Origin of the sequence: Nostoc sp. JL34, assembly GCF_017114945.1 — a bacterium.
GTDB lineage: Bacteria > Cyanobacteriota > Cyanobacteriia > Cyanobacteriales > Nostocaceae > Nostoc.
In genome coordinates, this window is sequence record NZ_JABXKQ010000163.1 from 1 (window position 1) to 12,076 (window position 12,076).

General features: G+C 40.5%; 13 protein-coding genes. 3 read left to right on the forward strand and 10 right to left on the reverse strand.

The features are described 5' to 3' along the window. Positions 1–366 precede the first annotated feature (366 nt). The 7 genes from HWQ44_RS29665 to HWQ44_RS29695 form a co-directional block, all read right to left on the reverse strand. Positions 367–804 (reverse strand): Rrf2 family transcriptional regulator, encoded by a 438-nt coding sequence (locus tag HWQ44_RS29665; RefSeq protein WP_292725526.1) that lies wholly within the window; start codon positions 802–804, stop codon positions 367–369. A 498-nt stretch (positions 805–1,302) separates the two neighbouring features. Then, a complete protein-coding gene (locus tag HWQ44_RS29670) occupies positions 1,303–2,070 on the reverse strand; it encodes a phosphatase PAP2 family protein (RefSeq protein WP_292725527.1) in 768 nt (255 codons plus the stop codon). Between the two features lie 36 nt (positions 2,071–2,106). Next, a complete protein-coding gene (locus HWQ44_RS29675) occupies positions 2,107–3,348 on the reverse strand; it encodes a hypothetical protein (protein ID WP_292725528.1) in 1,242 nt (413 codons plus the stop codon). Positions 3,349–3,572: 224 nt separating this feature from the next. Further along, the gene (locus HWQ44_RS29680; protein WP_292725529.1) at positions 3,573–4,307 is read right to left on the reverse strand and encodes a glutathione peroxidase; all 735 of its coding nucleotides are present in this window, start codon (positions 4,305–4,307) and stop codon (positions 3,573–3,575) included. A gap of 77 nt (positions 4,308–4,384) precedes the next feature. After that, positions 4,385–5,314: an alpha/beta fold hydrolase gene (locus tag HWQ44_RS29685; protein WP_292725530.1), complete on the reverse strand. Its 930-nt coding sequence runs from the start codon at positions 5,312–5,314 to the stop codon at positions 4,385–4,387. A gap of 22 nt (positions 5,315–5,336) precedes the next feature. Next, positions 5,337–6,161, reverse strand: a complete 825-nt coding sequence (locus HWQ44_RS29690; RefSeq protein WP_292725531.1) for an SDR family oxidoreductase — start codon at positions 6,159–6,161, stop codon at positions 5,337–5,339. A gap of 231 nt (positions 6,162–6,392) precedes the next feature. Next, a complete protein-coding gene (locus HWQ44_RS29695; protein WP_292725532.1) occupies positions 6,393–6,884 on the reverse strand; it encodes a glutathione peroxidase in 492 nt (163 codons plus the stop codon). A 716-nt stretch (positions 6,885–7,600) separates the two neighbouring features. Here HWQ44_RS29695 and HWQ44_RS29700 point away from each other — a divergent pair. Beyond that, a complete protein-coding gene (locus HWQ44_RS29700) occupies positions 7,601–8,056 on the forward strand; it encodes a DUF2141 domain-containing protein (RefSeq protein WP_292725533.1) in 456 nt (151 codons plus the stop codon). Positions 8,057–8,264: 208 nt separating this feature from the next. Here the strand turns inward: HWQ44_RS29700 and HWQ44_RS29705 are convergent, their stop codons facing one another. Further along, on the reverse strand, positions 8,265–9,437 hold the full coding sequence (locus tag HWQ44_RS29705; RefSeq protein ID WP_292725534.1) for a peptidoglycan-binding protein: 1,173 nt from the start codon (positions 9,435–9,437) through the stop codon (positions 8,265–8,267). A 167-nt stretch (positions 9,438–9,604) separates the two neighbouring features. After that, positions 9,605–10,675, reverse strand: a complete 1,071-nt coding sequence (locus tag HWQ44_RS29710; protein ID WP_292725535.1) for an EamA family transporter — start codon at positions 10,673–10,675, stop codon at positions 9,605–9,607. Positions 10,676–10,874: 199 nt separating this feature from the next. Between HWQ44_RS29710 and HWQ44_RS29715 the strand changes: the two genes are divergently transcribed. Further along, positions 10,875–10,997, forward strand: a complete 123-nt coding sequence (locus HWQ44_RS29715) for a hypothetical protein (RefSeq protein WP_292725536.1) — start codon at positions 10,875–10,877, stop codon at positions 10,995–10,997. Positions 10,998–11,079: 82 nt separating this feature from the next. After that, complete coding sequence (locus tag HWQ44_RS29720; protein ID WP_292725537.1) at positions 11,080–11,301, forward strand: hypothetical protein; 222 nt, start codon at positions 11,080–11,082, stop codon at positions 11,299–11,301. A gap of 5 nt (positions 11,302–11,306) precedes the next feature. Here HWQ44_RS29720 and HWQ44_RS29725 read toward each other — a convergent pair whose 3' ends face one another. Continuing rightward, the gene (locus tag HWQ44_RS29725; protein WP_334726750.1) at positions 11,307–11,549 is read right to left on the reverse strand and encodes a ferredoxin-thioredoxin reductase variable chain; all 243 of its coding nucleotides are present in this window, start codon (positions 11,547–11,549) and stop codon (positions 11,307–11,309) included. Between the last annotated feature and the right edge of the window lie 527 nt (positions 11,550–12,076).

Below are 12,076 nucleotides of genomic sequence, written 5' to 3' on the forward strand. Positions count from 1 at the left end.
AAACTGGTTTGCTAATTGCTGTTATTGTACCTCGTAACACCGGGAAGTGCTGTATAGCTCGAAATACACTTATTTGTTTCTCTCCCCCTGCCTCCCCTGCTTCCCCATAAAGTGTATGACAGAACAAGGAATTGGAATAGTTATTTGATTCTTACTGGGGATTCATGCTAGAGGTTGTTTGAAAAGTTGTAAAGTATACTCAAAACCCCGCTTCCATTCGTCTCCCTAAAACGGATAGAGGCTTTGAAACCCCCATTCTCTTGTAGGGAAGGGGGGCTGGGGGGTTAGATTTTCGAGGCTTAGATGTTACCAAAAAAACTTTTCAAACATCCTCTAAGGATGAAAATTTTCCTACTTCATCATTACCTAAATGTAATACATTAGTTCCTTCTGTTCTCGGATTGCTCTACGTTCACAAAGGTCTTGGAGTGTATATTTTTCCAAAACAGAGTTAGCTGCCTGTCGTGCTTCCTGCCAGACTTCCTGAATTAGCTCACCTTCTACCGTGTTGGGAGTCGGCTCACAATTAGAGACAACAATATCTGATCCTTCCATACAGCTAAAAGCATCAAACACTGTAATCTTTCCAGGATCTCGTGCCAGAACATAACCACCTTTGGCTCCGCGTATACTCTTAATTAAACCTCCACGTCTTAATGTTGCCAGAAGTTGTTCCAAATAGCGGTTCGGTATGTCTTGCAATGCCGCTATTTCTCGAATTTGCAGGGCTTCACCCTTAGGGTAGCAGGTTGCCAACTCTAACAGGGCTAGAAGTGCGTATTCTGATTTATTAGAGATTACCACAGGCGTAATATTTTAAACTCACACCTAAAAATACAAAGTTTTGAAGTCTGTTTCCTTAAGCTACTGCTAAGAAAAACTTTACAATTAACTTATTATTTGATCGGCTATATTCTACTTTAAAGACCTTTCCACATAGAAGCAAATACTTTTTTTTTTAAATTCAATAAATAAAAGTGATTGATTATTGTAGAGTCTTTTTGAGTTGAAATTGACTTAAAGGATTAGTCTGTCTTGATTTCAACCCAATTTTGTTAGTGATTCTTGCAACTTATTAGCCTGAATCCCCAGTGATCTCAAGTCCGGCTAATCACTTATCATTAAAATCTCTCCGTGTCCCCGCGTCAGCCTAAATGTTTGACTACTTAAGTCTTTTGCCAGACATGATACCAGTAAGCTGGGCATACTCAGGGGATGACTTTCAAACGATAGGAATCCGCTTTGATTTTTGCTTACTACAAACCCTCAAAACTAGCTTGACAAAGTGCTACGGACATAATACTATTCCTCAGTTATCAACTTTCTTTCTTCAGGGAGTAAAGTAGTTTCATCATCAGGGCGATCGCCATCTACGGATTTGGCTGTAGTTCTATTCGGTGTGATGATTAGACTGACGCCAATTGTCCAACCTAATGCAACCATCCAACCCGCGAGAATGTCACTGGGAAAGTGAACCCCCAGATAGAGACGACACCACGCAATAGCGATGATGTATAAGCTACCGAATATGAGAACCAACCAACGCCAAGAGCTAGCCCAAGTTAAAAATAGCAAAATTGCTACCAGAGTTATACTCGTCATGGCATGAGCGCTGGGAAATGCAAAACTAGACTCAGGCGCAATGGACTGCCACAATTGTGGACGCACTCGATGCATTAATTCTTTTGCTATGCGGTTGATGATCACACTTCCTAGTGAGGCGGTGAGTAAATAAGCTAGCGATCGCCAGCGTTTTTGAAGTAGTAATATTAGTGCGATCGCACCCAAAATCAGCATCGCCGTCCAAGGCAACCCAAATGTAGCTAGCGCCACTGCTAAAACATCTAACTGTGGGTTAACTGTAGAATGAACTGCTAACAGAATCGGCACATCCCACGGTAAGCCCGCTTGATTCTCCCATATCTTTACTGTCAGCATTTCAAAAACCTGCAAAGGTAAATAGACTCCTATCAACAGGAGTAAGAGCGATCGCCAACGAGCAATTAATAGGTTTTTGAGAAAAGAAAGCGGCGACTGATTTTCTTGATTGGCTGTTTTCACTTTTTCCATATCTAAGTTCAAAAGACTAATAAACGACTTGACTAATTACAAATTACTGGAATCTTGAGAAGTTCCACAATGTTTACAGTACGACAAATGTTTATAAGTAAGATTATGACAGTTTTGACATTCAATATACTGATAATAACCGCAATGCGGACAGTAAGTATCAAGATGTCGAATTTTCTTAGCACAATTGACACAGCGTGATTTTTGAACTCTGCTAGCTGCTTGGACTTTAGGATTAAAGATAAATTTTTGAAAAAGCTGGATAATTCCAAAACCAATAATTGGAATCAGCAAGATATAAATATAATTGATCAGGAAAAGTAATCCACCAAAAATAGCGCCGATTATATCAAACAAAAATTTAAATATTGCACCTATTTGAATAAATTCAAATATTTTAACGATTAGTGGGATAAAAAAGATAACTAGCAAATGCCAGCTAATTAGAGAGATGAGTCCATATCCTCTTCTTTGGGCAAATCTGTGAACTGATAGGGCAATGAGAATCAGTGGGAGAAGAAAGAGAGACTGAAAAGCAAGCTGGATACTTGGATACCAAAATGATGCTTGCTGATAGCCTTGATCAACTTCTCTAAATTGATTGTCATCTTTAAGAAAGGTTAAAAAACTAATACTTTGGGGTTTGGTAAGCAGTTCATTTTTTAGAGTAGAAGTTTCTTGTTTAAGGGTAGAAATTTGGCGATTATTTTCTTCTAATGCCTGTTTAGCTTTTTCCGCACCGATTTGATTAATTGATTGTTCACGACCTTGACCGGCAATTTTTTCTAAAAGCGTTGAGTCATATTGGGATTGAATAGTGTTATTTGTTTGTTCAAGGATACTAATTTTCGCTTGTTTTTGATCAATAGTTTTGATGATTTGCTGTTTTTCAGGATTGTTAATCTTATCCTTGTAATCAGCATATTGCAAGCACGTTTGAGAAACCTTACCCAGATGTCCTGCTTCAGCTTGTTGATAGCTTTGCTTAAACTTGAGTTGATTGTTTGTGTTATATGGCAATGAAAGTCTAACAATTTCATAGTCTTTATCTTTAGTGGTTTGTTTTCGGTAACTTTGCCACTCTGAATAACATGGATAAGCCTCGGTTGGGCTAATATGCCATCTGCTAATATCATCGAGTCCCGCAAAAACATTAATCAAGATAAAAATATCAATCAAAATAATCACAATCAAACTCACTTTATTCAGTGGTTCGTTGTTGATTGTCCTTGACTTGCTAAAAAATTGACTCAAAATTCGGCGGATTCTGGCAAACATATTGTCTTTTAAATAAATGGAAATTCAATCCGAGTCAATTTTATCTGATCGCTAGTGAGTCGCTGGACAAAAATACATTTCCTAATCTGAAGATTTGTTAATTACTGATGATAAACAAGATCCCCGACTTCTTTGAGAAGTCGGGGATCTGTGGCTTTCAATTCTTACAAATCAGGCTGTGGTCAAATACGATGACTTTCACCTGTGTCAACTTCAGGTGAAAGCTATTTAGCGGCAAAGTAGGCTTCTAGTGCCTCAGAACCACCAATTAATTTACCATCGATAAACACTTGGGGAACTGTTGTCGCACCCGTAACTGCTTTTAACGACCGTGTGGTGATATCCTTACCCAAGGAAATTTCTTCATAGTTAATCCCATGTTCCTTGAGCATCGCCTTAGCACGCGCACAGAAGGGACAACCGACTTTCGCAAACAGGGAAACTACTTCGGGCTTCACTGCTTGGGGGTTGATGTATCTGAGCATTGTTTCAGCATCGGACACCTTAAAGGGATCTCCTGGCTCCTCTGGTTCAATAAACATCTGGTTAATTACGCCATCTTTCACCAGCATAGAATAACGCCACGATCGCTTCCCAAAACCCAAGTCTGATTTATCTACCAACAGACCCATACCTTCAGTAAATTCACCATTTCCATCGGGAATGAGTGTGATATTTTCTGCCTCTTGATCCTTTGCCCATTCGTTCATCACAAAGGTATCATTGACAGAAATACAGATAATGTCATCCACACCATTTTCTTTGAAAACCCCTGCCAATTCGTTATAGCCAGGGAGATGAGTTGATGAACAAGTGGGAGTATAAGCACCTGGTAAAGAGAAGACAACCACTGTTTTATCAGCAAATAGACTATCGCTTGTCACATCCACCCACTCGTTGTTATTGCGAGTATGAAAAGTGACACTGGGAACTCTTTGTCCTCGGCGATTGGGGAACATAATTTTGCTTGCCTTTAGTAATCAATTCCAGTCATAACCTATCATGGAAGAACTGGTACAATCTAACTATCAATCAGCTAAGAAACTTCATTAATAAAGGTCGCGATCGCTGCTACAAATTCAGCGGTTGACTCATAAGGTAAAACATTCCGCCCATTTATTTTTATACCTTGACCTTGAGGTAAACTACCAAGGTAGTGAGCCAAGCGTTCATCTGGCGTTTCTTTTGCATTGTCTTGGCTAATACTCGATGCAGTTTCCCCCACAACCACTAATGTTGGTTGCTGAATAGAGGCGATAAAACTAGTATAATCCTTTCGCCAAAACCCTGCTAAAAAAGAAAATACTGCATGGCGACTAGCAGGATTTTCTGCCCCTGCAATTAATGTATTTAACCACTCTGCATCCACAGCATTTTCAGAAGCAAAGAGTTGACGAATCGAAAAAGAACGTAAAAATTTTGGGGTGCGTGCATAGCGATAAAAAGCACTTCCCAAAGGCGAATCTAACAGATTCCAAAGGACTTTTTGCTGCCATTCTGGTGATTTATTTGTCATCAAAGCCCACGCTGGCGGCCCAGAAAGTACGAGTCCAGCAATTAAACTTGATTCCTTTTGGACTAATTGGATGGCAACTGGCAATAAAGCACCTTGTACTACTAAAATGACGGGTTTTTGCACTACTGTTTGTAAAAAGTACTGCAACTGTTCTGCCCAATCACTAGGAGTGTAAGCCAGATGGGGCATATCACTTTCACCACATCCTAGTAAATCAGGGTTGTAAATTGAATTAAGCTGACCTATATTATACCATTGGTGACAAAATCGTTGCCAAAATTGCCGCGACAATCCGACGCCAATTGGATGAATTAATAGTAAGGGAATACCCTTTGGTGTTGTGTTAGTTGGTTGATGAACTTCGTAGGCGCAATGATAATTTTGCCAAGTGTAAAACTGGCTAGGAGATGCTGTCAAATTGGTTGTGTTAGCTACAGCAGATGGTTGCATAATTCCTAGTTTTTAATGCTTGCTAAAAAATCATCTGTGGATGAATCAACTGGTATCCAGCTTCTTTGAGCTTTTCATTAGATACCCAAGCATTATATGAGCGAGTCCTCTTAATAGAAGTATCCCATCTAACTTTGGGTAAATTATGTTTTTCAAATAAGCTATCTAGCAAGTCTCGGCTGGTGAGATGTGCATCATCTACCAGATTGTAAATCCCTTGCAAACGACGGTGACGGGCAAATTCTATTGCACCAACAATATCATCTAGATGAATCCAATTGGTGATATCCTCGCCATTGCCCGGACGGGTTGTACCAGAATATCTACCAAATATTTTCAATAGTTCCCTACCAGTTCCATAAATACCTCCTAAGCGGAAGATACAAACACGGAGATTTTCGTTAGATGTTGATAGCAACACGTCCTCTGTTTTTCGGAGAATTTGTGCATTTAAATTAGCGGGTGCAAGCGGCGTTTCTTCATCTACCCATACACCATTTCTATCACCATATACAGCATAACTTCCTGTATATATTAATTGTTTCACGCTCTTAATCTGCTGCAAGCATGAAACTAAAGTTTGGGCAGTTTGTAGATAAGTTTCTTCATAAACTTCCGCATCTTTTGCACCGATACTCAAAAGTACAACATCTTGATTATGCAAAACTGATTTTAGACTATCTAAGTCATTACCGCGGGTAACTACAACTCTTTGGGATACTGATTGTAGTGCCGGGACACGCTCAGGGGAAGTTGTGGTTACACTGACAACAAAGTTCATCTTTTGCTGCCAATATTGAGCAACTTTATAACCAACATAACCACAACCAATAATTGCAACGTTCATGACAAATTAAACACAAATAAATTATAAATACTCATTGAGACAATATTCTCAATTAAGGAACTGGACGGAAATAATACCATTTTATATTTTAGATTTTGGATTGGGAAAAACTTGGTTAATAAGCTTTTTGTCTTCCCTCTGTCGCCATCATTTTTCAAATTGGTATAAATTTAATAGTCCAGAGTCAAAAATCAATATCAATAGTACAACCTAATGACTAATGACTAGTGACTATTTTGCTAATTCTTTCTCAATTGTGGTAATTATCTCTGATGAATTTGGCTGGATACTACTATTAAATCTGGCTACCACTTCACCTTGCTTATTAACTAAGAATTTTTCAAAATTCCAAGCAACAGTTCCCGTTGGCTCAACGGCTTTGGTAAGTCGCTCATAAAGTGGATGCTGCTGTGAGCCTTTGGCATGAACTTTATCAAATAGTTCAAAGGTAACACCATATTTGCTCGTACAGAATTGCCCAATTTCTTCATTGCTTCCTGGCTCCTGCGCTCCAAAATCGTTACAAGGGAACCCCAAAATACGTAATCCTGCTTCCCCATACTTCTGGTTCAACTTTTCTAGCCCCTCATATTGAGAAGTATAACCACAGTAGGAAGCCACGTTTACAATTAAGAGTACCTTACCGGTGTAGTCGTTTAATTGCTTATCCTCACCGTTGATGGTCTTGACTGCAATATCCGAAATAGTGTTACTGTTACTCATTTTGAATCTGATTTATAGGGAATATTGCCAAGTCTCCCATATTACAGGTACTCTAAACCCGGTTTCTTTAAGCAAATTAGGTTTGTTATCCAATTATGTTTAACTCAGGCTACAAGCTTGTATAGGAGTTTAGATAGATGTTTAGTTCACTGATTAGTGCTTTGAAAGGTAGGCGATGTTTAACGATAAGCCAGGAGACGGAGTTTCTCTGCCTTTGCGCTGTCAAGTGGGACACCCGATTAATTAGGATAGCGATCGCTTGTGAATTTACACTTACCTAAATGATAACTTTTCTATAAATAGCTGGACTAATCCGCTGTCTCAGGATATGTCTTGGAAATCTGCGTTGCTTTTGATACAGATTTTTCTCGCAGAGATGAATATCGGCTGTAACCATCTGAGTCTAGTGGGCGGCTTTGGGATTGCTAATGAATTCTGACTCAAAAGATTAAAAATTAGGTGAATAAGACTTGGTTGTTTTAGAAACTACATCATAAAGTTCTGACGAAGAACTCCGAAAAATATTTACAGATGTGCCAATAGTTTCTTAAACTCCTACTAAAGTTATTTACACTGACTATTTAGACCAATCTAGAGACGAAATATAGCAGGATGCTTGCGAGTATTGACTTAATAATGTCACTATTAGTCTGCGCGATCTGAATCAAAGTGAAAAGTTAATTTCAGCAAAACTTATTTTACCTTGTGAAAATTTTATGGTTAAAGGATTGAGAGTTAGTATGCTGCTATTGGCAGTTCTGGGAAGTTTGGCGTGGTCATTTAGTGCCAAGGCAAATTTTAACGGCAAACTCACCGTGGAAATTGATGGCTTGAAGAATAAAGAAGGACAAGTCTGTGCCAGTATATTTGCTAGCAGTGAAGGATTTCCTAGCGATCGCGATCGCGTCTTACAAAAACAGTGTATCAAGATTACTGACACTCCTTTACCCATTACCTTTGACAACTTGAAAGCAGGTAGTTACGCCGTTGCTGTCTTCCACGATCAAAATAATGACCGCATTCTCAATCGCAATATTTTAGGTATCCCAAGCGAAGGCTTTGGATTTTCCAGCAACCCAGAAATTCGTGCCAGTGCGCCTAAATTTAGCGAAGCAGCATTTTTAGTCGCAGGCCCGGATACCAATATCCAAATCCAGTTGAAGTATTTTTAGGCTGATAGCAAATTTCAACTTGGTGCGCTTTTAGCGGAACTTAGATTTTGGTGAACGCCATCTTCTCCGAAAGGGAAAGGCTAACGCCAAAAGCGATAACACAGTTAAGCCGAGTCTTGTCTGCGACACGCTAGTTCGGGTTCGAGCGTCACCCTTACTCCTACGGGGAAGCAAGCTAGTAAAAATCTAAAATCTAATGACTCCTGCTCTATTCTCGTGAATCGTTGTTTGAATCCTCCGGTAGACTCTGTTGTTCCGGCAAACCACGCATTCGATTCATCTGAGTTAAAGCATATCGTGCTGTTGCTTGCACTTCGGCATCTGGGTCTTCCAGGGCATGGCGTAACATCTGAGTCATTTGACCCATCATGTCATAAAGGCGGGTCAGGTCACGAATCGCATTTTGCCGCACTTGTGGACTTTCATCTTGGATTGAAACTGCTAAAGCCCGGTTCATCGGTTTGAGTATGCGGGTGCCAATTTCTGCCAAAGCTGCCAAAATTAAACTGCTTTCTTGAGAATCAGCATCAATCATCAGGTCAACCATAGGCTGAATTGCCCGCGAATCTCCCTGCTGACCCAAATCCCAAATAGCCTTGCGCCGCTTTGTTGGGTCAGAACTACGTAAGTCTTGAATTAATTCATCTACGATATTGAGTTTAGTAAGACGGGAAGTTTTTTCTGTTAGCAAAAATTGTGGGGGTGGTGGTGGCGCAGTTGTTTGTGGATTAGTTACTCTCTCTGGTAAGGATCGTGTAACCGGGTCTTTGTTAGCTTCACTCAAACTTTTATTATTTAATATTTCGGACTTTTGAACTTGTTTGACCTGACGAAACCATCTCAGCAGGTAAAAAAGTGCGCCTGTACATCCTAGAACTCCAATGGCAAATATTAACCACCAAACAAAACCTCTCTCAGTTGGGTTGGGTTTTGCAGTTCGTTGGGGAGTCTGAGTAGGAGAGGTGACTATTGGAGAAGTGACTAGTGGAGAAGTGATTCTTGGAGAAGTGACAATCTGATTTTTGGTAGCCAAAGCAGCTTGCAGTCTCTCCCTAGTCGCCAGACCAGCAAGACCATCTACTTTTAAACCCTTTGCTTTCTGGAATTTAGCTACAGCGATTTCCGTACTGGCATTGTACACTCCATCTACCACACCACTGTAGTATCCCAACTGCTTTAATTGGGTTTGTAATCTCTGCACATCTGATTTTCGACTACCATATCTCAAAACAGCCGGACTAGCAGTAACTGTCGAACTAGCTTGTGCAAGTTCTAAAATTTCAGGTGCTAGGTTAGATGTGGCTGTGCTTGAGCGATTTGGGTAAAAACCCACGCAAGAAAAACAGGTAAATATCAGAATTGAGGAACGACATAGCCTCATATTGCAAGTTTCAGCCTGAACGTGCTTTTGAAGTCTTCGATACCACAATACCTTCTAGATGACCAAATGTTAACTGTCATTTTTTATTGGGGATTGGGGATTGGGGATTGGAGATTGGGATTGTTATTCTTTTTGTCCCCTTGTCTCCTTCATCCCCTTTTAACGAGTTAGGGTAAAATTTTTGATTTAGATTCTCTGACTGCTAGGGTTATGGGGTTCAATTTTTTTTTAGCAGATGCTTCTAAAACTGATTGCTGTATATTAGCTATTTCACCGACAGTAACTGTATCGTTTTTTGCTGCTAAAGCATCACGTTGGTTAATGAGATAGATGCTGATTAAAGTGAGAAATACACCAATCCATTGCAACGGACTGAGGACTTCTGAGAGGAACAGGTTACCGAATAGTAGGGCAAAGATGGGTGTGAGAAAGGTGAGGGAACTAAGACTAGTGAGACTGCCACTAGAGGCAAAGTAGAAGAATAACCCATAGGCGATCGCACTGCCAAATACGGTAGCATAACCCAAAGCCAGTAAATCAGCTCCTCCCAGATTCTCCCACTGCTGAGATTCGACAACTGATGAAACTCCCCATAGTGGCAATCCACCCAAAATCATGTGCCATCCCGTGGCAGTTACTGGGTCAGTATGTCGGCACACAAACCGGATTAACACTGTTCCTACTGCCATTGATAGCGCTGCTAACAACATTAACCACTCGCCGCTAGCAAACAAATCTTGCCAGTTGCCAATTGTAATATTTGCGCCTGAGTCGAGAAAATGTAAAATCCACTCATCAGGTAAGCCAATTAAACTAATGCCTGTGACTCCCAAGCCTAGCCCCAGCCATCCCCAAAAACCAATGTGTTCTTGGAATAGCCACAACGACAGCAAGGCCACAGCCAAGGGTTGCGAGTCAATCATCACAGACCCTAACCCCGCACTGGTTCTGACTAATCCCTCTGCCAAAAAGCCTTGAAACAGCGTCCCATCTACTAGGGCAAATAAGGCAATCCACAGCCATGCAGCCCAACCCTTGGGCTGGGGTTTATCCATGAATGCTGCTGCAATCAGAATTAACATCCCCGCTGGTATCAGACGCACACCTGCCATGAATAGCGGTGTGGTATGGGGTATGACTCCTTTCATCGCTACCATTGCCGTCCCCCATAGGAAAAAGGGGGCAATTAACAAAAGAGGAGCGAAGGGAAGTCGAGATGCACTGAGTTTCAGTTGCATGGGTTTGCTGATGCCTTTGTTTAACAAGCACAAAAATTGCTTTACCCAATTTTACCGAATTATGTAGTTTTGTGTTCGTGTAGCGTCTTAAAGAGCAGGAATTAATACTCCGGTGTAGCTAAGGTTACAAGAGGCTAAAGGTTGTAATGAGTAAACAAAGTAAATACTTATACCAAAAAAATCGCTAGTTTCTGCATTGATGACTTCCACAATTTTGGTGTTATCAGTGCAGACCCTTCTATCTTTAGACATTCTCAACTCACCTTGGACAAAACCAGTAACTATCCACACCATTCGGTTGATAGAAAGTTATGAGTTATGAGTTATGAGTTATTAATAATGAAGTGCGGTAATTGTCTGAGTTCAAAACTCCTCCACTCCCTACTCTTAACTTTATTAATATTATGTCTAAAAATTTACCTTATATTATGCCATCCCCTCAACCCCAAGTTGAGGAAGCTTTTGCCTCTTACCAAACAACCCATCAGTTTTACCACGAAGTTCGGTCACGGTCAGAGTTTCAGCGTTATTGTGAATGGTATTATACAACAGCAGAACAAAACCGCCAAGAGCTTAAAAGAATGCGCGGCGAACTGAATATTTTCCAGTGGTTTCGCCGCCGATAAGTGATTTAGATGACTTCTAACTCATTTTCACGTAAATGGGCTTTAAACTTTTTACTAAACTGGACTACAATCGGTAGATTAGCGCTTACGGGTCTGTCTCGCCATTGGGTGGCAATATTTACTACATCGCCTTCTGTGCCTTTGATGTCAAAAGGCTGATTCCGATGTTCAGGATGATGATACACCACTACCGAATCTTTAACGCGGACGCGATCGCCAACTTTCATAACAACATTTACACCTAGCATTTTCTTTTCCACAAGTATCTGCTACAAAATATATGATTAAATCGCTTAGAATTTGATTTAATCAGCTATTTCTTGACGCTTCATCGGGGTGCAACGGCGCATTTAACCCTCTGCGTCCAGGCACGTCTTAGCAATCCGTGCGTACTTTTTTAAGTTTTTTGCCGCGTTAATAAGTTATCGCCCCCAGCCTTCATCTTTACCCCAAAAGTAGGGAAATGAAAGAAAATTAGGCGATATCAGATGTGCTTAGTACTTTGACAAGATATCTAACCCTTTTATCTTGACTCTAGGATGTTCCCCAGGTCAACTCTCTCACCAATTTTCGTACATGGCAGATGCGTTGTTATTATCGAATGCACTCTGACCTCATTTCCATTCCTCTCTCAGCTTCGGAGAGAAGCTTTGAATCTACTCCTCTTCCCTACAAGGGAAGCGGTTGGGGATTAGGTTTCTATTGGACTCAACACAGAAGCGCTATAGAACCCATTTGATATCTTTTTTAGCTAGCTAGCAGCTAGTCTTTTGAG

Bases quoted from the DNA above. Each gene is read 5' to 3' on its own strand.
- HWQ44_RS29670 (WP_292725527.1), bottom strand. From the start codon at position 2,070: ATGGAAAAAGTGAAAACAGCCAATCAAGAAAATCAGTCGCCGCTTTCT.
- HWQ44_RS29675 (WP_292725528.1), bottom strand. From the start codon at position 3,348: ATGTTTGCCAGAATCCGCCGAATTTTGAGTCAATTTTTTAGCAAGTCA.
- HWQ44_RS29680 (WP_292725529.1), bottom strand. From the start codon at position 4,307: ATGTTCCCCAATCGCCGAGGACAAAGAGTTCCCAGTGTCACTTTTCAT.
- HWQ44_RS29685 (WP_292725530.1), bottom strand. From the start codon at position 5,314: ATGCAACCATCTGCTGTAGCTAACACAACCAATTTGACAGCATCTCCT.
- HWQ44_RS29690 (WP_292725531.1), bottom strand. From the start codon at position 6,161: ATGAACGTTGCAATTATTGGTTGTGGTTATGTTGGTTATAAAGTTGCT.
- HWQ44_RS29695 (WP_292725532.1), bottom strand. From the start codon at position 6,884: ATGAGTAACAGTAACACTATTTCGGATATTGCAGTCAAGACCATCAAC.
- HWQ44_RS29700 (WP_292725533.1), top strand. From the start codon at position 7,601: ATGGTTAAAGGATTGAGAGTTAGTATGCTGCTATTGGCAGTTCTGGGA.
- HWQ44_RS29705 (WP_292725534.1), bottom strand. From the start codon at position 9,437: ATGAGGCTATGTCGTTCCTCAATTCTGATATTTACCTGTTTTTCTTGC.
- HWQ44_RS29710 (WP_292725535.1), bottom strand. From the start codon at position 10,675: ATGCAACTGAAACTCAGTGCATCTCGACTTCCCTTCGCTCCTCTTTTG.
- HWQ44_RS29715 (WP_292725536.1), top strand. From the start codon at position 10,875: ATGACTTCCACAATTTTGGTGTTATCAGTGCAGACCCTTCTATCTTTA.
- HWQ44_RS29720 (WP_292725537.1), top strand. From the start codon at position 11,080: ATGTCTAAAAATTTACCTTATATTATGCCATCCCCTCAACCCCAAGTT.
- HWQ44_RS29725 (WP_334726750.1), bottom strand. From the start codon at position 11,549: ATGCTAGGTGTAAATGTTGTTATGAAAGTTGGCGATCGCGTCCGCGTT.